This is a genomic window from Maritalea porphyrae, from assembly GCF_027213965.1.
Lineage (GTDB): Bacteria > Pseudomonadota > Alphaproteobacteria > Rhizobiales > Devosiaceae > Maritalea > Maritalea porphyrae_A.
Genome location: NZ_JAPWGX010000002.1, coordinates 530,466 through 548,812 on the forward strand (window position 1 = coordinate 530,466; position 18,347 = coordinate 548,812).

Annotated in this window: 15 protein-coding genes; 8 read left to right on the top strand and 7 right to left on the bottom strand. The window is 51.1% G+C overall.

Translation table 11 applies throughout. The features are described 5' to 3' along the window. The first annotated feature begins 20 nt into the window (after nucleotides 1-20). The gene (locus tag O4H47_RS07275) at nucleotides 21-569 is read left to right on the top strand and encodes a TetR/AcrR family transcriptional regulator (protein ID WP_269393293.1); all 549 of its coding nucleotides are present in this window, start codon (nucleotides 21-23) and stop codon (nucleotides 567-569) included. Further along, on the top strand, nucleotides 570-1,259 hold the full coding sequence (locus tag O4H47_RS07280) for a DUF1295 domain-containing protein (RefSeq protein WP_269393294.1): 690 nt from the start codon (nucleotides 570-572) through the stop codon (nucleotides 1,257-1,259). A gap of 6 nt (nucleotides 1,260-1,265) precedes the next feature. Here the strand turns inward: O4H47_RS07280 and O4H47_RS07285 are convergent, their stop codons facing one another. Then, entirely contained in the window at nucleotides 1,266-3,362 is a 2,097-nt protein-coding gene (locus O4H47_RS07285; RefSeq protein WP_269393295.1) for a transglycosylase domain-containing protein, read from the bottom strand. A gap of 582 nt (nucleotides 3,363-3,944) precedes the next feature. Here O4H47_RS07285 and O4H47_RS07290 point away from each other — a divergent pair. Next, nucleotides 3,945-4,541, top strand: a complete 597-nt coding sequence (locus tag O4H47_RS07290; protein ID WP_269393296.1) for a TetR/AcrR family transcriptional regulator — start codon at nucleotides 3,945-3,947, stop codon at nucleotides 4,539-4,541. A gap of 160 nt (nucleotides 4,542-4,701) precedes the next feature. Here O4H47_RS07290 and gyrB read toward each other — a convergent pair whose 3' ends face one another. The 3 genes from gyrB to dnaN all read right to left on the bottom strand — a co-directional run bounded on the left by gyrB (nucleotide 4,702) and on the right by dnaN (nucleotide 9,529). Next, a complete protein-coding gene (gyrB, locus tag O4H47_RS07295) occupies nucleotides 4,702-7,131 on the bottom strand; it encodes a DNA topoisomerase (ATP-hydrolyzing) subunit B (protein ID WP_269393297.1) in 2,430 nt (809 codons plus the stop codon). A 124-nt stretch (nucleotides 7,132-7,255) separates the two neighbouring features. After that, complete coding sequence (gene recF / locus O4H47_RS07300) at nucleotides 7,256-8,389, bottom strand: DNA replication/repair protein RecF (RefSeq protein ID WP_269393298.1); 1,134 nt, start codon at nucleotides 8,387-8,389, stop codon at nucleotides 7,256-7,258. An 18-nt stretch (nucleotides 8,390-8,407) separates the two neighbouring features. Beyond that, entirely contained in the window at nucleotides 8,408-9,529 is a 1,122-nt protein-coding gene (dnaN, locus tag O4H47_RS07305) for a DNA polymerase III subunit beta (protein WP_269393299.1), read from the bottom strand. Between the two features lie 226 nt (nucleotides 9,530-9,755). Between dnaN and O4H47_RS07310 the strand changes: the two genes are divergently transcribed. Both O4H47_RS07310 and O4H47_RS07315 read left to right on the top strand, forming a co-directional pair. Further along, nucleotides 9,756-10,637 (top strand): SPFH domain-containing protein, encoded by an 882-nt coding sequence (locus tag O4H47_RS07310; RefSeq protein ID WP_269393300.1) that lies wholly within the window; start codon nucleotides 9,756-9,758, stop codon nucleotides 10,635-10,637. Between the two features lie 9 nt (nucleotides 10,638-10,646). Continuing rightward, nucleotides 10,647-10,841: a hypothetical protein gene (locus O4H47_RS07315; RefSeq protein ID WP_269393301.1), complete on the top strand. Its 195-nt coding sequence runs from the start codon at nucleotides 10,647-10,649 to the stop codon at nucleotides 10,839-10,841. A gap of 87 nt (nucleotides 10,842-10,928) precedes the next feature. Here the strand turns inward: O4H47_RS07315 and dnaA are convergent, their stop codons facing one another. The 3 genes from dnaA to mutM form a co-directional block, all read right to left on the bottom strand. Then, entirely contained in the window at nucleotides 10,929-12,365 is a 1,437-nt protein-coding gene (dnaA, locus tag O4H47_RS07320; protein ID WP_269393615.1) for a chromosomal replication initiator protein DnaA, read from the bottom strand. 944 nt (nucleotides 12,366-13,309) lie between these two features. Continuing rightward, entirely contained in the window at nucleotides 13,310-13,576 is a 267-nt protein-coding gene (rpsT, locus tag O4H47_RS07325; protein WP_269393302.1) for a 30S ribosomal protein S20, read from the bottom strand. 175 nt (nucleotides 13,577-13,751) lie between these two features. After that, a complete protein-coding gene (gene mutM, locus O4H47_RS07330) occupies nucleotides 13,752-14,633 on the bottom strand; it encodes a bifunctional DNA-formamidopyrimidine glycosylase/DNA-(apurinic or apyrimidinic site) lyase (protein ID WP_269393303.1) in 882 nt (293 codons plus the stop codon). 142 nt (nucleotides 14,634-14,775) lie between these two features. Between mutM and ubiE the strand changes: the two genes are divergently transcribed. Genes ubiE through coaBC form a run of 3 tightly spaced genes read left to right on the top strand, consistent with a single transcriptional unit; the run spans nucleotide 14,776 to nucleotide 18,343 of the window. Next, nucleotides 14,776-15,543 (top strand): bifunctional demethylmenaquinone methyltransferase/2-methoxy-6-polyprenyl-1,4-benzoquinol methylase UbiE, encoded by a 768-nt coding sequence (gene ubiE, locus O4H47_RS07335; RefSeq protein ID WP_269393616.1) that lies wholly within the window; start codon nucleotides 14,776-14,778, stop codon nucleotides 15,541-15,543. 11 nt (nucleotides 15,544-15,554) lie between these two features. Further along, nucleotides 15,555-17,090: a 2-polyprenylphenol 6-hydroxylase gene (gene ubiB / locus O4H47_RS07340; protein WP_269393304.1), complete on the top strand. Its 1,536-nt coding sequence runs from the start codon at nucleotides 15,555-15,557 to the stop codon at nucleotides 17,088-17,090. A gap of 23 nt (nucleotides 17,091-17,113) precedes the next feature. Then, entirely contained in the window at nucleotides 17,114-18,343 is a 1,230-nt protein-coding gene (gene coaBC / locus O4H47_RS07345; RefSeq protein WP_269393305.1) for a bifunctional phosphopantothenoylcysteine decarboxylase/phosphopantothenate--cysteine ligase CoaBC, read from the top strand. The last annotated feature ends 4 nt before the right edge of the window (nucleotides 18,344-18,347 follow it).

An 18,347-nucleotide genomic window follows, 5' to 3' on the forward strand; every position in this document is an offset into this window, starting at 1 on the left:
GGGCGAAAGGATAGGGTGATATGAATATTGATGCATTGGACAGATTGGATGGCAAACAGCGGGCGCTGTTTGCAGCATTTCAACTGTTTTTGCGGCATGGGGTCGACGGCACCAGCATCGACGAAGTGGTGAAAGTTGCGGCGATTTCGCGGGGTGGGCTGTATCACCATTTTGCCTCCAAAGATGAACTATATGACGCAGTACTTGAGTTGTATTTTTTGCGTGGCTATTCCGAATTTGACTTGGCGGTGTTTGATGGTCTTCCATTTGAAGCGCAAAAAACCACGCTGACCAGCGCCATCAGTTCCATGTTTGTGGATGTTGCCCATCGCTATGGGGTCGATAAAGCCCGTTATTTTGCCCTATATTTTGACAGCCTAAGCCGTTCGGAAAAGTTTATACGCGCCGTACAAAAGTTCTACGCAAATGTTTTGGCTGCGCTTGAAACCAGTGCGCCCAGCAAACAGGACGCCATAACCTTTATGCGGTTGGTAGAAGGTGAGATTTATTTCTCCACCATTTATGAGCGCACGCCAGATTTTACATCATTGAACCCGAGCGAGGATTAAATGCTTGATCTATACGCAACCAAGGGTACATCCGTGCCGCAGAAATTGACCATAATCACCGCTGAGTTGGCCCTAATAGGATTGGCCTATTTCATCATGTTTGGTGCGGGACAGGCCTGGTTTGTTTGGCTATTTGACATGCCAATTGAGCCGGAAATGGGCAGACGTTGGATCATTTTTTCGTTTAGCCTGATAACATTGGCACGCATGTTGTTCACGATGTTTTATTTGATGCAACGGGCAATACCGTGGTCTGAAACCATTCCCGTGCCGCTTGCTTTTGCGCTTTATTACATTGGATTTGCCATATTGGTTTTACCCAATGGGGCACCAGTTGGAGCCCTTGATTTTGTCGCCATAGGGCTTTTTATCGTTGGGGGCGCAATCAACACAGTGTCTGAATTGATGCGCCATTTTTTCAAACAGAATCCGGCCAACAAGGGAAAACTTTATACCGGTGGCTTGTTTGGTCTTTCAATGCACATCAACTTTTTTGGCGATGTGTTATGGGTGCTCGCTTATGCAATGGTTGCCGGGCACTCTGTTGGCTATTTGATCCCGGTTTTGCTTTTGGCGCTGTTTATGTTTTTTTACATTCCGCCGTTGGATGCCCATTTGGCGAAGCGGTACGGGCAGGCATTTTGCGACTATGCGGACAAAACCAAACGGCTCATCCCTTTTGTTTGGTAGCGCATTTTACCGACCAAAAATGCTGGACAAGAGATCTCCGATTGATCGGCGTTGCGGTTCACTTTGCGCTTGCTGGCCAATGGGTTCGGGCGGTGCTTGATCGAAACGCCCATCTCCGCCCGGCAGCTGGGCGACGACCCAATCGCTGTGCGCCTTTTGCATAAACTCGCGCCACACGTCCACTGGGAAAGAGCCGCCGCCAACTTTTTGCATGGGGCTGCCATCATCATTTCCCAACCATACGCCGGTGACCAGCCGTGCTGAATAGCCAACAAATACCGCGTCGCGGTTGTTTTGTGAGGTGCCCGTTTTGCCCGCCACTGGCCAATTTCCAAATGCGGCTTTGCGCCCTGTGCCCACTTCAATGGCATGGGTGAGCATATCATTCATTTTGCCCACGGCATCGGATGCCATCACTTGACCGGGGCCAGAGGGAATATGGGAATAGAGCACCTGCCCATCTGGGGTTTCAATGGAGGAGATCACATGCGCAATAATGCCCTGACCACCATTGGCAAAGGGCGCATAGGCGGCAGTCAATTCGAGCAGAGAAATTTCTGGCGTGCCCAATGCGATAGAGGGCAAAGGCTTGATATTGGATGAAATACCTAGCTTATAGGCGGTGTTGACCACATTTTGTGGTCCCAATTCAATGGCCAATTTGGCCGACACAAGGTTTGATGATTGGGCCAATGCGTCCCGCAATTCCATGCGCCCTTTAAACTTGCCGGTGGCATTTTCCGGGGCCCAGCCTTTATAGGTGAAGGGGCTGTCGTCAACCATCGTGTTGGGTGAGTAGCCATTTTCAACAGCGGTCAAATAGACAAATGGTTTAAACGCAGAACCGGGTTGGCGTTTGGCGGTGATCGCCCGGTTGTACTGGCTTTTGGTATAGTCCGTGCCTCCAACGATGGCTTGCACGGCGCCGTCCGGGCGCATGGCCACCAATGCGCCTTGGGAGAAGTCGCGTTCGTCGCCGTTTTTGCGGATAATTTCTTTGATCAAAAACTCCGCTTCTTTTTGCAGTTCCCAATCGATGGTGGTGCGCACAATCACGTCTTCATCCACGACACCCAAATATGAATCCATTAGGGTTTCGACCCAGTCGGCCACGTAGTATTCTGTGCCCGTGATGCGGGTGCGAATGCGCTTGTTTGGATCGATGGCGGCTGCATTGGCTTCTTTTTCTGAAATGAAGCCCTCTTCGGCCATGGCATTCAAAACAAGCCGCGCCCGTTCGGCCGCCCCTTCTGGGTTTTTGTTGGGCGCAAGGCGTGATGGGGCTTTGAGCACCCCGGCTAAAATGGCCGCTTCACCTAGCGAAAGATTGCGCGCGGACTTGCCAAAATAGCGCTGTGTGGCCGCTTCGATGCCATAGCTGCCCGCACCGAAATAGACCCGATTGAGATACAACTCAATTAACTCGGATTTAGAATAGTTTTGCTCAAGCCAGATGGCGAGCAAGACTTCTTGGATTTTACGGCCATAATTCTGATCAGGCGTTAGAAAAAGGTTCTTCGCCAATTGTTGGGTGATTGTTGACCCACCGCCAGTTATACGGCCTTTGGCGATGTTATTCACGAACGCGCGGGCAATGCCAATCGGGTCAAAGCCGGGATGATCATAAAACCGTCGGTCTTCAATCGCGAGAACCGCATTGGGCACATAATGGGGCAACTCGTGAATTGCCACAGCTTCGCCACCCATTTTTCCCCGGTTCGAAATAAGCCGTCCGTCAGCGGCGACAATGCGAATATTTGCGGGACGGTCTGGAATGGCCCATGTGTCGGAGGCTGGTAATTGCATGCCATAATAGGCGACAATGCCCGCAACAGCGATGAAACCCCAAACAGCGGCAACGGTGCCCCAATAGAATAATTTCTTGAACACCCACCAGAACCAAGATTGTTTCTTTTTTGCTGGTGCCCGTTTGCGCGAGGAGGCTTTGGCTTTGGTTTTTGCCTTTGTGGTTTTTGACGCCGGTTTGCGCGTGACTTTCTTGCCGCCGCCCACACGGTCTTTTTGGGTCAAGCGCATATCTGCGTTTTTGGGGCCGGGTCGCTTTGCCAAGGTTTTGCTCGCTAGAAAATTTAGAACTGACATATTCAGTTTTGCTACTGTATCTAACTTAAATGTGGCCGGTTTATGGGCCGTAAAGAAAGGCACAAGAAGCGGGCCCGTGATGTTTATCACGTGCCTTTTTTTTCATTTTTCCGATGGCACGAGGCGAAATTGGCTCAATGCGCTAAATTTTTATGTTGGTTTGGAGCCAAAAATGCCCCGTGCCATTGGCAGTTGCAAACTATGGGCGCTAACCCCGAGGTGCTAAACCCTTCTATCCCCTTGCTCCGCGTTCCATCAAAATTGTTTTGATCGCCTTGATCATTTGATGAGTGCCAGTTGGCACAGGTGAGAAACAATACCCACCAAACGTCTTAAAAGCTGCCTTCGGTGTCAGGCTGGACCATCGCACATAGTTTGCAAGGCTTGTGGTGCGACCACCATAAACCTGCCAAGTACATGCTCACCTAAGTTGGTGCCCCATTGCCCGTCGGCAATCGGATGGGGACGCATGTACATATGAACAATAGGCGCGATGGGATGCCCCGAGGATAAGTTTTTTCCTTTTGCTGGTCATCTCTTGTTATTGATGATAGGCATCATCTAAAATCTATTGGGGTTGTGATGCGCGTAACTGAAGAAATTGTGGCAAAGAATCACGAGCGAATTTTGGAAACAGCGGCGAACTTGTTTCGTTTGCAGGGCATCAAACAGACTTCTTTGTCGGACGTGATGAGCCAATCTGGGATGACGCACGGGGGGTTTTACCGACACTTTAAGTCAAAGAACCACCTGGTGGCCGCGGCCTTACAAAAGTGTATGGACAAAACCATCGCCGATCTTTCTCCTGAGCGTAATATGCCTGCGGGCCAAGAATTGCTGAATGCGTTTTTGGAGCAATATTTGTGCGACCGGCATTTGCACAACCCACACGATGGGTGCGCAGTGGTGGCTTTATCGAATGAAGTTTATCGCTCAGATGATGCTATTCGCGATGTATATACTGACGGGATTGTGCGCTGGATCGAGGTCTTGTCGAACTTGTTGGTTGGGGACAAGGTGGTGCGGCGCAGGACCGCCATGCAAATCATTTCAACCCTTGTGGGCACAATGATGGTGGCGCGGGCTGTTAACGATGACGCCCTAAGCCAAGAGTTTATGGGCGTTGCGATTGATCGGGTGGATGAAATTTTGATGCCGGAGCGGCAGGAGATCCAATGATAAATGCTTTAAGGATCAAGCTGCGATACCGAAGCGAGCATTGGGCGGTCAGATCGGCGCACATTTGCGCCGCGCTATCGCAGGTTCCACGATGAGCGTGGGGCGGACACACTCGTGTGTCGCCCGTCATGCACATCGCAATGCGAACCGTGAGATAGAATTAAGCGTCGATATTTGTGGCGCTTAGGGCGTTTTCTTGAATGAAGTCGCGGCGCGGTTCCACCAGATCACCCATGAGTTTGGTGAAGGTTTCGTCTGCCACATCGCTTTCTTTCACGTGCACTTGCAAAAGCGAACGCACGTTTGGATCAAGGGTTGTTTCCCACAGTTGCTCTGGGTTCATTTCGCCCAAGCCCTTATAACGCTGCATCGAAATGCCTTTGCGCCCAAAGCTTGTAACCGCTTCGTAAAGGGTGAAGGGGCCATAAATCTCTTCTGCATTGGTTTTACGCTCAAATTTGGCGACACCCACAAAAACATCAGCGATTTCTGCGGCCAAACGCTCAAGATTACGGGCGTCGAGCGAATTGATGAGCGCCAAATCAACATTGTGGCGTTCTTCCACCCCGCGCACGGTGCGGGCAAAGCTGTAGCCCAAAGCCTCTTCAAAAGTGCCAACCCAACCCTGTTCGGTTTCAGCCGAAATCAGGTTCAATCGCTCGGCCACGGCCTGTGCCATGGCATTCGCTTTGTCGTGATCGTCCAAAACTGCTTGGCTGAGGGCGCCCGAAATAGCACATTGCTCAACGATTTTGCGGTTGTAACGCGCATTGAGCGCATTCATGATGTGCACCATGTCGCGCGCTTTACTTGCCACATCAGCCAAATCATTGCCGCCGCGTGATACACCAGCTGCGGTGCTTAGGGTTGAATCTTCAAGCCCAACGGTGAGCAAATATTCTTCTAACGCCCGCTCGTCTTTCAGATATTGCTCGGACTGGCCGCGCTTAACTTTATATAGTGGGGGCTGGGCAATATAGATATGACCACGTTCCACAAGCTCTGGCATTTGCCGATAAAAGAAGGTGAGCAACAAAGTTCTAATGTGCGCGCCATCCACGTCCGCATCGGTCATGATGATGATTTTGTGGTAGCGCAATTTGTCGATGTTGAATTCTTCGCGGCCAATCGAGGTGCCAAGCGCCATCACCAGATTGCCAATTTCCTGGCTGCCCAGCATTTTATCAAAGCGCGCGCGTTCAACGTTTAGGATTTTACCGCGCAATGGCAGCACGGCTTGTGTACCCCGGTCGCGCCCTTGCGTTGCTGAACCACCCGCAGAATCACCCTCCACCAGGAAGAGTTCTGATAGGGCGGGGTCTTTTTCTGAACAATCTTTAAGCTTGCCAGCCAAAAACGACACATCAAGCGAGGATTTGCGTCGGGTCAATTCGCGCGCTTTGCGCGCCGCTTCGCGGGCGGCGGCGGCTTCAACCACTTTTGAGACAATTTGCTTGGCTTCGGCGGGGTGCTCTTCAAACCATTGGTTCAAGCGGTCGTTGACCACAGATTCAACCACGGGGCGCACTTCTGACGACACCAATTTATCTTTGGTTTGAGATGAGAATTTTGGGTCCGGCACTTTGACCGACAAAACACAGGTTAGCCCTTCGCGGGTGTCATCGCCGGTTGGCGAGACTTTTTCTTTTTTCAAAATGCCGCTTTTGTCCGCATATCCGATCACTTGACGGGTGAGACCACCGCGCAAGCCTGCAAGGTGAGTACCGCCATCGCGCTGCGGGATATTGTTGGTAAAACACAGCACTTTTTCGTGGTAGCTATCGTTCCACCACAGAGCCAATTCGACAACAATATCGTCTTTTTCGGCCGTGATGTAGATCGGCTCTTGGATCATGGACTGTTTGGATTTGTCCAAGTAGCGCACAAATTCTTGCAAGCCGCCATCATAGTGCAATTCGACTGAAATCTCTTCAGGATGGCGTTTATCGGACAAGATGATGCGCACGCCTGAGTTCAAAAACGCGAGCTCGCGCAAGCGGTGCTCCAGCGTTGCATAATCGAATTCGATCATGGTGAATGTTTCAGAAGACGGCATAAAGGTCACTTTGGTGCCTTTTTCGGTGCCGCAGTCGCCAACCTTTGCCAAAGGCGCATCAGGTTCACCATGGGTGAAGCTCATTTGATGCATTTCGCCGTCACGCTTGATCTCAAGTTTGAGCCAAACAGACAAAGCGTTCACCACGGAAACACCCACGCCGTGCAAACCGCCCGAAACTTTATATGAGTTCGAATCGAATTTACCACCCGCGTGCAGCTGGGTCATGATCAATTCAGCGGCGGAAACGCCTTCTTCTTCATGGATGCCGGTTGGAATGCCGCGCCCGTTGTCGGTAACGGAAACCGAGCCGTCCGCATTGATGGTGACGGTCACATAGTCGGCATGCCCAGCCAGTGCCTCATCAATTGCGTTATCGACAACTTCATAGACCATATGGTGCAAACCGGATCCGTCGTCCGTGTCGCCAATATACATGCCGGGGCGTTTGCGCACCGCATCAAGACCTTTGAGAACCTTGATGCTATCCGCACCATAATCAGTATTTCCAGGGACCGCTTTTTCGTCGCTCATTTGCACCGAATCATTTCCAGTTAAACTTAGTTATTTCTAGTCTTTTTTTGAGTGAAACCAAAGGGCTCAAGCCCAATTTCAACCATTGGGGCAAGATAAGGGACAATAAGGGGGATGTTTGCGCCTATAAGGGGGTCAAAAGCGCATCTTGCACGCTAATAAACTGCGCATCAGCCCCAAGAGAATCAAACAAAATTTGATCGGTGCCCGTCATCCAACATTGAGTGCCCAAAGCATTGAGCAATTCAAAAAGGCTGGCGCGCCGATTTGCGTCTAAATGGGCGGCGATTTCGTCCAGCAACAAGAGGGGCGATATGAAGGTCATTTGCTTGACCAAACGCGCATGGGCCATAATGAGCCCCACCAGCAGCGCCTTTTGCTCACCGGTTGAGCAAATGTTTGCGGGCATTTGTTTATCGATATTGGTCACCGCGATATCAGCCCGATGGGGCCCAACGGTCGTGCGCCCTGCCGCCCTGTCCAATTGACGGCGCTGCCGCCACAATTGGATATAGGCTTCTTCCAATTCCGTGGAGGTTTGAAAGGGGGGCATTTCTTCTTGCCCCACAAGTTCCAAATGGGCGGAAGGGAAGCCCAACGATCCCTCCAAGCGCAATAAATCATTCAAATGCGCAATGGTATCAAGCCGCGCAAAATGCATGGCGGCGGCATGGGCGGCCATTTGCGCTTCAATGGCTGAAGCCCACGACGCATCGCCATATTCATCGAGCAGTTTGTTGCGTTGGCGCATGGCTTTTTCAAACTGGGCAACCTCGGCGCCATGCCCGGGGATTAAAGCTAGGACCAATCGATCAAAAAACCGGCGTCGATCGGCAGCGGGGCCGGTGAACAGACCATCTTGGGCGGGGGTGAGCCAGAGGATGCGCAAATATTCACCCAACTGATCCACTGACCGTGCTGGGGCACCATTTATTTTGACCCGTCGCCCCGTGATTGCACCAGCATCAAGCCCGGTGCCCAAATCGACGGTGCCATATTGTGTTTCAACTGAAGCGGCAACCGCCCAGCCGCCTGTGCCATTGTGCAGCGCTAAGGTTTCAAAATTTGCGCGGCGCAATCCGCGCCCCGCGCCCAGCAAAGAGATTGCTTCAAGCAGATTGGTTTTGCCCGCGCCATTTGGCCCGGTAAGCACCACATGGCGATCATCGGGATCAAGCGCAGCGCTTGCATAGTTGCGGAAATTTGAAAGCCGCAACCGCGATAGATAATGGCTGGGGGGCTGGCGTGGTACCGCCATTAAAACCTACCCTTGGCGTTAAACGCGCATCGGCATCAAAACATAAAGCGCATCATCATCATTGTCAGACTGCACAATGGTGGGTGAGCCTGCGTCTGACAACATAAAGATCGCTGCTTCTGATTTTACCTGATCGATGATGTCGAGCAAATAGCGGGCATTGAACCCGATTTCAAAACCTTCATCTTCGAACTCAATCGGCAGCTCTTCGCGGGCCGTGCCGTGATCTGGGTTGGTGACGCTCATTTCGAGCAACCCATTACCTATGGCCAATTTTACGGCCTTGCCACCACGGTCTGAGGCAATGGTGGACACACGATCAACCGCTTGCTTGAAGCTTGCGGTGTCCACGGTGAGGCGCTTATCGTTATTTTGCGGGATCACCCGCTCATAATCGGGGAATGTGCCTTCGATAAGTTTTGACAAAAGCACCACGCCGTTTACTTCGATGCGGATTTTGGTATCTGAAAGTTCAATCGCCACATCGTCTTCATCGCCCGACAAAAGCTTTTGCACTTCAGCAACGGTTTTGCGTGGCACAATGATAGAAGGCATGCCTTGAGCGCCTTCAGGGGCGGAGACTTGTGCACGCGCCAAGCGGTGACCATCTGTTGCCACGGCGCGCATGATGACGTTGGCCCCATCATCCATCGTGTGGAAGAATATGCCATTGAGATAATAGCGGGTTTCTTCGCTTGAAATCGCAAACTGTGTGCAATCGATCAATTGGCGCAGCGCGCCCGCTTTGATGATGAATTTATGAGTGAAATCACCCGATTTGAGATCGGGGAACCCATCGGCCGAAAGACACGTGAGGTTGAATTTGGAGCGGCCTGATGTAATGGCCATCTGTTCACCAGCGCCATCCACTTCAAGGTTTACTTCTGCGCCATCAGAAAGTTTGCGCACAATTTCATAAAGCGTGTGGGCCGGCACGGTGGTGGTGCCTTGCGTGCCCACCATTGCAGGCACCGATTCGGTGACTTCAATATCCAAGTCGGTTGCGCGCAATTGCAGGCCGCCATCATTGGCGTTGAGCAAAACGTTTGAAAGAATGGGGTAGGTTGTGCGGCGCTCGACGACACGGTGCACATGCCCAAGTGATTTCAACAGGTGATTTCTCTCAAGCGTAACTTTCATTGGTGTCTACTCCCGGTAACTTTTTGCCGCTTTTGATACAGCTTATGCGTCTTCATCCCCATGTGGGGACAAGGAAAATGGCCTTTTGCGCTTCAAAAGGCAAGGAAAAAGGCGTGGTTTTTCCAGTTAATGAACTCGCAAATTGAATATCGCAAATACAGAAGACTTGCAATTCTGAAAATCCACGCCATATTGATATCATAATGATATCGAATTGGAGAATACTATGAACGAAAAATCCGCTTGGTCAATTTCTGGCTATCCCATGGTCGCCCTTTTGGCATTATGGATCATTGGTATGCTCTATTTCTTGACGATGGCCATTGGGTCGGACGGCGGCCCGGCGCTAATTTTGCCGCCACTGATTGGTGGGCCAATTGTTGGCACCATATTGGCGATTGGATTTGTGATGGTGCAGCCAAAGCAGTCTAGGGTTTTGGTGTTGTTTGGGGCCTATAATGGCACCTTGAAGCAAACTGGCCTGCGCTGGGTCAATCCATTTAACTATCCGCGCATTCCCGTTTCATTGCGGTTGCGCAATTTTGAAAGCGGCAAGAATAAAGTCAATGATGCAAACGGCAACCCAATTGAAATTGCAGCGATTGTGGTGTGGCGGGTTACCGACACCGCTGAAGCGACTTTTGAAGTCGATAATTATAGAGACTTTGTGGCGGTTCAATCCGAAGCGGCGGTACGCACTTTGGCCAGCCGTTATGCCTATGACCTAAAAGACAGCAAAAGCAGAGGCGCTGTATCTTTGCGGGCCAACCCTGCAGAAGTTTCTGAAATGCTACAACACGAAATTCAAGATCGGTTGCAGACAGCTGGTGTTGAAGTAGTCGAGGCGCGGATTAGCCACCTCGCTTATGCCCAAGAAATTGCGGCCGCTATGTTGCAACGCCAACAAGCCAGCGCCATTGTGGATGCACGTGAAACAATTGTGGAAGGCGCAGTTGGCATGGTTGAAATGGCGCTGGCACAACTCTCTGAGCGCAAAATTGTCGAACTGGATGATGAACGCAAGGCGGCGATGGTCGGCAATCTACTGGTTGTACTTTGCGGCCAACAGGATACCCACCCGGTCGTAAACGCTGGCAGCCTATATTAGGGGATCAACATGCCTTCAAAAAAAGCATTCGCCTTGCGGGTTTCGCCCCAAGTTATGGATGCAATGCAAAGATGGGCTGATGATGATCTGCGCAGTTTAAATGCGCAGATCGAATTTGTGTTACGTGAGGCTTTGGTAAAATCGGGCCGCGTGAAATTGGTACAACGGGCGATCACTGAAGTTGTCGACACAACAGACGAATAAAGCCCCTATGTCGGTTCGACATCGGGGCTTTTGTTTGATCCTTGAGGCGGAAGCTGACGGTTAATGATCAGCATGGCCCCTATTTGATCAGTCAGCGATCATCCGCTTTAGCAATTCCACTTCTTGGGCGAAGCTATTGTCTTCCGACATCAATTGCTCAACTTTGCGCACCGCATGCAAAACCGTTGTATGGTCCCGGTTGCCGAAACGACGGCCAATTTCTGGCAGCGAGCGCGAGGTCAGCATTTTGGACAAATACATGGCGATTTGGCGCGGGCGCACAACAGAGCGCGAGCGACGTGAAGACAAAAGATCGGGCTTTGACACTTTGAAGTGTTTGGCCACCATAATTTGAATTTCGTCGATCTTGATACGGCGCGTATCGCGGGTCCGCATCAAGTCGTGCAATGCTTTTTCGGCCAATTCAATGGTTACGGGTTCGCCTGTAAGCTGATTGGCCGCCACCAAGCGGTTAATGGATCCGTCAAGATCACGCCCGTGGGAAATGACTTTCTTGGCCACATAATCGAGCACCTGGGTTGGAATATGCAGGCCCGGGTATTTTGCCAGAGCCTGTTCGGCACGTTTTTCAACGATGGCGCGGCGCAGATCTTCATCAAGTGAGCGAATGGGCACCACAAGGCCACCGGATAGACGTGAGCGCAACCGATCATCAAGCATATCAAGGCCATTCGGGGGAGCATCCCCTGCCACGACAACTTGCTTTGCGCCCGTAAGCAGCGCGCTAAGCGCTTGGCCGAATTCTGTAACGGACTTGCCTTGCAAGAATTGCATATCGTCGATGAGCAAAACATCAATGCCGCGCAGCCACTCTTTAAAGCTAATGGCGGACTGACGCTGTACCGCTGAAATGAAGTGATACATGAAATGGTCGGCGGTGAGATAAACCACATTACGTGACTTATCTGCGCCACCGGCGGCCCATGCAATGGCGTTCAACAGGTGGGATTTGCCCAACCCAACTGATGAGTGAATATAAACGGGATTAAAGGTGACAGAGTTCTGTGCCACCGCTTGAGCCACTTGTTTTGCGGCCCCCAATGCCATCTCGTTGGCGCTGCCAGCAACAAATGTGTCAAAGGTCAATTTTGGATCAAGTGCTGAGCCTGACAATGCGTCGCCCTGTTTTACACGCGCTGAGTGTTTGGCCCCAGTACGGATGGTGGCAGAAACGGTGGGCATTGGCGCCTTACGCTCTGCTGGCTCTTCAGCTTTTGGCGTTTGCTTGCTTTCAACCCGACCGTTCACGCGCACTGTGATTTGCAGCGTTTGAACATTTTGGTTTTCAGCTTGAAACGATTCGATGATCCGATCTTGATAATTGGACAAGATCCACGAGCATAAAAACCTTGTCGGTACAGAAAGGTGCGCCAGGTCCCCATCCAGCTCCACCAAATCCAGCCTTGCGAACCATGAACTAAATACGTCCTCCCCGACGCTTGCCCAAAGCCGCTTTTTCACTCGTGCCCATAGTTTTGAGTTATCGCCCCCCGATAAATCCATTGCGCCCCCGCCTTGTTGGTTTTCAACCGCTGGCGTTGTGCTTTGATGTGTTGCAACATCTTCTTCTTTTTGCGCCAACATTGTGAACTGATCCATTTGTGCCTCTTGATATTTCAACCAACGCACCAGCCGCTTGTTTGGCGCGTTGGTCAGCTGATTATTCTACAATCAGACAAACCCCTAGCAGTCGCTGAAAGTATTCAACGCTACCATTTTTATGATTTACTTAGATTTTGACGCCAACTCGCGTCGTTTACTTTACTGGAAGTACGCTTGTTAGACTGGCTAGCTGTGGTGGTGTGCAGATCTCGAATGGAAGACCGGAATTATTGCAATTACGCAGGTTTTCCTCTTAGCACACATCGTCAACGGCCCCCGTTTTTCTGTTCAACTCTTGGCAATACAAGGATCGCCACCAGCTCTTGTTCAATATGGGCAGTTTAGCCTTATTAGGGGACGCGTTTCAACTGGTGAATCATTTAAAAACCCTCTTGACTCTAGGGGGTGGATTTGGGTTGGCAAGCTACGCAGAATCTCGCCATTCTTAAGGGATTGGATTTGCTTAATGAATCCAAATTCAAGTGAAAAATGCCCTTCAAAAAAAAATTTACTTTTTGTTAAGGATCCCGGCATTTTGAACCATTTTGCGCATTTTCCGACGACCTACACCATCGAGTTAAGTACCTGAAATAAATGAATTTTTTCAAACTCCAAAATCACAATGTGACAAATTTATGAATAGATTCAAAGGGTTCAATTTAGACGTTAAGTTACGCAACATGTGTCAATTAGAATGGAACAATAGATTCTTCGTCACGCTGCTTCCACGCCAATCCAAGCGAAGGAAGTGACCTCAGAATTCAGGCGTAAACGCTGTCACGCCAAACGCAAAAAGGCTGCCCTAAGGCAGCCTTTAAAATCGTCAGTCCAAGTAAAGCCAGGCCTTAAGCGCTTAGGGCTTTTACACGGTTAGAAAGACGTGAAATTTTGCGTGAAGCATGGTTCTTGTGAACGATGCCTTTTTGCGCTGCGCGCATAATTTCTGGTTGAGCAGCTTGCAAAGCCGTTTTGGCTTCGGCGCTATCGCCAGATGTGATTGCTTCTTCAACCTTACGGATGAATGTGCGCATGCGCGAACGACGGTTTTTGTTCACTTCGGTGCGGCGCTCAATTTTGCGAACAGCTTTTTTAGCTGATGGAGTATTGGCCATGTGGTCCTCTTTGTGCCTATTCACTTTCTACCCGATGGCAGAATCGCGAAATAAAAGCGGCGGCACCAAAGGCCGCCAGAAACTACGTTGGCCGGGTTATAGGTTGAAGATTGGTTTTGGTCAATAGGAAAAGCTTGCGAAATTGGCTGCAAGCCCCGGTGGAAGAGTCTTTTGGCTAGGTTTGGCAATTGGGACAGTAAAAGGTTGAGCGACCAGATTGTACAATTCGCGCGATGTTGGCTTTGCAATTTGGTGCAAGGCAGGGTTCACCCTCTCGGCCATAGGCTTGGAAACGGTGTTGGAAATATCCCAACTCCCCGTCTGCATGCTTAAAATCCTTAAGCGTTGATCCACCCGCTGCAATCGCCTCGTTGAGCACTTGCACAATCGTTGGGGCGAGTAATTCCAACGCCTTTTTGGGTTTGCCGTCCGCCCTTACCAATGTGCCTATAGGACACCTGGGGTCGATCTTTGAAAGAAAGAGCGCTTCACACACATATATATTGCCCAATCCGGCCACATTACGCTGGTCGAGCAGTGCAGATTTGATGGGGGTTTTCTTATTTAGGAATCGTTCGGCCAAATGCTGAGCGTTAAATTGATTGCCCAATGGCTCTGGCCCCATTTTGGCGAAATGGGGGCTCTCCTGTTCATCGTCAAACAGGTCCATATATCCAAACCGACGCGGGTCATTGTAAATAATGTCCACTCGCCCTCTTGTCGGGTGCACAACTTCTAGAATCACATGGTCATGTTTTTGCTGTGCCAAAGGCACGAATTTGCGGGCGGTGCCTTCAATCAATTCAGCGTTGATTTTGAAGCTGCCGCTCATGCCCAAATGGGCGAGCATATTGGTGCCAGACATGAGCGGCACGATTAGATATTTTGCACGGCGACGCAGCTGGCCGATCTGTTGACCTTCGAGCAACTCTTGAAAGCCGTCTGGAAATGGAAAGCGCAAATTTGGGCGATTAAGCACAATGCGTTTGATCGTCGCCCCATCCATAAAGGGGGCAAGGCCGTTTTTGACCGTTTCAACCTCTGGCAATTCAGGCAATTCACTCTTTCCTTATGCATATAAACTGTGGCAATGACGCGCAGGCACCCAAACCTCCTCAACCATAGAAAAGCTGAGGCGCTTAGGATAAGGTGCGCCAACATTGATGATTTGTGATGACGACAAGCAAGTGACCATAAAGATGAGTGAAGCGCAACAAACAACCCACTTCGGCGAACGCGAAGTGCCCTTGGAAGAAAAACAGGGGCTGGTGAACGACGTTTTTCATAAGGTCGCTGACCGTTATGACATTATGAATGACCTGATGAGCGGGGGCATGCACCGGGTCTGGAAAGACGCCTTTGTGGCCAATCTGGCCCCACCGCGCGCCGGCAAGCGTCCGTTTGAAGTTTTGGACATGGCCGGTGGCACGGGCGACATCGCCCAGCGGATCAAAAACGCCTCACACGGGTATGCCAAAGTCACCGTTTCCGACATTAACTCGGATATGTTGCGGGTGGGCGCGGAGCGGGCCAAGACTTGGCGCTATCAGGACGGGGTTGAATTTGTTGAAGCCAATGCCGAAGAACTGCCTTTTGAAGACAATCGTTTTGATGTTTACACCATTTCGTTTGGCATGCGGAATGTACCCCAAATCGACAAAGCCTTGCGCGAAGCCTATCGGGTGTTAAAGCGCGGCGGCCGAATTATGGTGATGGAATTTTCTGAAGTTGATGTGCCTGGCCTTGATAAGATCTATGACCTATTTTCAGAACATGTGATCCCGCCGATCGGTGGCGTGGTCACGGGGGATGCGCAGCCTTATCAATATTTGATTGAGAGCATTCGCCAATTCCCTAAACCCAAGCAATTTTGCAAAATGATTGAAGACGCTGGCTTTTCGCGGGTCACGCACACACCGCTTAGCGGCAATATTGCGGCCATTCATTCTGGCTGGAAACTGAGATAGGCGGATATAACATGGGGCTTTTTGCTTATCTGCGTCTTTTTCGGGCAGGTTATGTTTTGGCGCGTGAAGGCGCTTTTTCGCTTACCGAAGGGCAAGGTATTAAGGGGCCGGCGGCAACTGCCATTTGGTTTGCGCGGCTGATAGAACGCCCTGCGGTGCGCAAAACCGGCCGGGTTGAACGGCTTTCTGCGGCTTTGCAAAAATTGGGTCCAACCTATGTAAAGCTTGGCCAAGTGCTCGCCACCCGCGCTGACGTTGTCGGCCCGGTGGTGGCCAAAGACTTGGCCAACCTGCAAGACAAGATGCCCCCGTTTGACAAAGCGCTGGTGCCCGCGATTTTGGCCGCGGCGCTTGGTGACAAAGTCAACACACTGACCGATATTTCTGACCCAGTGGCTGCAGCCTCAATTGCACAAGTGCATAGCGCGACCCTGATCAATGATGATGGCACAAACCAAAAGGTGGCGATTAAATTATTGCGCCCCGACGTGGCGGTGCGGTTTAAAAAGGACCTTGCTTCTTTAAAAGCTGCAGCGGGTTTTGCCGAATTCGCTATTCCAAAACTCAAGCGCTTGCGGCCCAAAGACATTGTGGACACGCTGGAACGCTCTGCGATTTTGGAAATGGACTTACGCATGGAAGCGGCGGCCATTTCTGAACTTTATGAGAACACAAAAGACGACGAGGGATTTGAAATCCCCACGGTGCATTGGCCACAAACCGCGCGCGATGTGTTGGTGACCTCTTGGATGGACGGCATTCCGATCCGCGAACATGAGCAATTAGACAAAGCTGGTGTTGATCGCAAAAAAGTAGCGAAAGAGCTGATGCAGCACTTTTTGCGCCATGCGATCCGCGACGGCTATTTTCACGCAGACATGCATCCGGGCAATCTGTTTGTTGACCCAAATACCGGCAACGTGCGGGCGGTCGACTTTGGCATAATGGGCCGGATTAGCAAGCAAGAGCAGAAATTCTTGGCGGAAATCCTTTATGGGTTCATCCGGCGCGACTATCGCCATATCGCACAATTGCATTTTGACATTGGCTATGTGCCCAAACATCAATCGGTCGACGATTTTGCACAATCGCTTCGCTCAATCGGCGAGCCACTTGTGGGACGTCCGGCGAATGAGATCTCCATGGCAAGGGTGCTCAGCCAATTGCTGGACAATACGGCCCTTTTTGAAATGGAAACCCGCCCCGAATTGGTGATGCTGCAAAAGAACATGGTTTTGGTTGAAGGGGTGGCGCGCACGCTGGACCCTGAACTAAACATTTGGACCGTGGCCGAACCCATCGTCAGCAAATGGGTGAAGCGCAATGTGGGGCCCATTGGCATTGCCGAGGAAGCCAAAGACACAGCCTTTGCACTGTACGGCGCTGCGAAAAAGATACCTCTATTGGTGCAGCGCTATGAGGCCATGTTAGACCAAGCCGAAAAAGACCGCGCAAACCCGCCTTTCTTCATGACAAGTTGGTTCGCCGCTTTGGTGGTTGCTTTAATGATTGGTGTTGGCGCGGCGGCGATAAAAACGCTAGTTTAGCCTCAAGTCCATTGAAACGGAGTATGCCCAACATGTTGGCAGGCCGCAAAATACTATTGATCATTACTGGCGGCATAGCCGCTTTTAAGGCGATCGACATTATTCGCTTGATCAAGAAAGCGGGTGGTGAAGTCCAGCCGATCCTGACCGCCTCCGCGCAAGAGTTTGTGACCCCGCTGACCGCCGGAACGATTGCGGGCAACGAAGCGCTGAGCGAATTGTTTGATTTAACGCGGGAAAGCGACATTGGACATATTGAATTGGTGCGGGATGCGGATCTGATTGTGGTTGCCCCTTGCACCGCGAATTTTATGGCGAAAATGGCCAACGGATTGGCTGATGATCTGGCCTCCACCGCAATTTTGGCGCGGGACAAACATGTAATCGTTGCCCCGGCAATGAATGTTAAAATGTGGTCCGCAGGACCGACCCAGCGCAATCTCAATTTGATCGTTGAGGACGGCATGCAAATTGTTGGCCCCGATGAAGGGGAAATGGCCTGCGGCGAATTCGGCCCAGGCAGAATGGCAGAACCTGAAACGGTTTTTGCCGCGATTGAAGACTATTTCTATACGTTTGGTGAGAACTTGCCGCTAAAGGGCAAGCGCATTTTGATCACCTCTGGTGCAACACGTGAGCCGCTAGACCCGGTGCGCTATTTGACCAATGCATCTTCGGGCAAACAAGGCACGGCCATTGCTGCGGCTTTGCGCGCTGCGGGCGCCGAAATTGAATTTGTAACCGGTGCCGCAGAAGTGCCGCCGCCCAATGGGGTGAATGTGACCCAGATCACCACCGCCCAAGACATGTATGATGCGGTGCATGAAGCGCTGCCTTGCGATGTGGCGATATTTTGCGCTGCTGTTTCGGATTGGCGGCCCAAAGAGGTGGGAAGCAAAAAGATAAAGAAAACCGGCGACGGGGAAGCCCCAAGCCTTGAGATGGTTTTAAACCCAGACATCTTGAAATCTGTGGCCGCGCTTGAACCGGGCGAACGCCCGGCGCTCGTGATTGGCTTTGCCGCTGAAACTGACAATGTGACAGAACATGCCCGTGCAAAATACGAGCGTAAGGGCTGCGATTGGCTGTTGGCAAACGATGTGAGCGCAAAAACTGGTACATTTGGCGGGGACAGCAATGCCATTGTGTTTTTTGACGACCAAGGCCACCATGAATGGCCCCAAATGAGCAAAGCGGAAGTGGGGCAAAAGCTCGCAAACCGCATCGCATCATTTCTAAAACAATCGGACTAAGCCC

Bases quoted from the DNA above. Each gene is read 5' to 3' on its own strand.
- O4H47_RS07280 (WP_269393294.1), top strand. From the start codon at position 570: ATGCTTGATCTATACGCAACCAAGGGTACATCCGTGCCGCAGAAATTG.
- recF (WP_269393298.1), bottom strand. From the start codon at position 8,389: ATGGCGGTACCACGCCAGCCCCCCAGCCATTATCTATCGCGGTTGCGG.
- dnaA (WP_269393615.1), bottom strand. From the start codon at position 12,365: ATGGATTTATCGGGGGGCGATAACTCAAAACTATGGGCACGAGTGAAA.
- dnaN (WP_269393299.1), bottom strand. From the start codon at position 9,529: ATGAAAGTTACGCTTGAGAGAAATCACCTGTTGAAATCACTTGGGCAT.
- ubiE (WP_269393616.1), top strand. From the start codon at position 14,776: ATGAGTGAAGCGCAACAAACAACCCACTTCGGCGAACGCGAAGTGCCC.
- ubiB (WP_269393304.1), top strand. From the start codon at position 15,555: ATGGGGCTTTTTGCTTATCTGCGTCTTTTTCGGGCAGGTTATGTTTTG.
- O4H47_RS07285 (WP_269393295.1), bottom strand. From the start codon at position 3,362: ATGTCAGTTCTAAATTTTCTAGCGAGCAAAACCTTGGCAAAGCGACCC.
- gyrB (WP_269393297.1), bottom strand. From the start codon at position 7,131: ATGAGCGACGAAAAAGCGGTCCCTGGAAATACTGATTATGGTGCGGAT.
- rpsT (WP_269393302.1), bottom strand. From the start codon at position 13,576: ATGGCCAATACTCCATCAGCTAAAAAAGCTGTTCGCAAAATTGAGCGC.
- O4H47_RS07310 (WP_269393300.1), top strand. From the start codon at position 9,756: ATGAACGAAAAATCCGCTTGGTCAATTTCTGGCTATCCCATGGTCGCC.
- coaBC (WP_269393305.1), top strand. From the start codon at position 17,114: ATGCCCAACATGTTGGCAGGCCGCAAAATACTATTGATCATTACTGGC.
- O4H47_RS07315 (WP_269393301.1), top strand. From the start codon at position 10,647: ATGCCTTCAAAAAAAGCATTCGCCTTGCGGGTTTCGCCCCAAGTTATG.
- O4H47_RS07275 (WP_269393293.1), top strand. From the start codon at position 21: ATGAATATTGATGCATTGGACAGATTGGATGGCAAACAGCGGGCGCTG.
- O4H47_RS07290 (WP_269393296.1), top strand. From the start codon at position 3,945: ATGCGCGTAACTGAAGAAATTGTGGCAAAGAATCACGAGCGAATTTTG.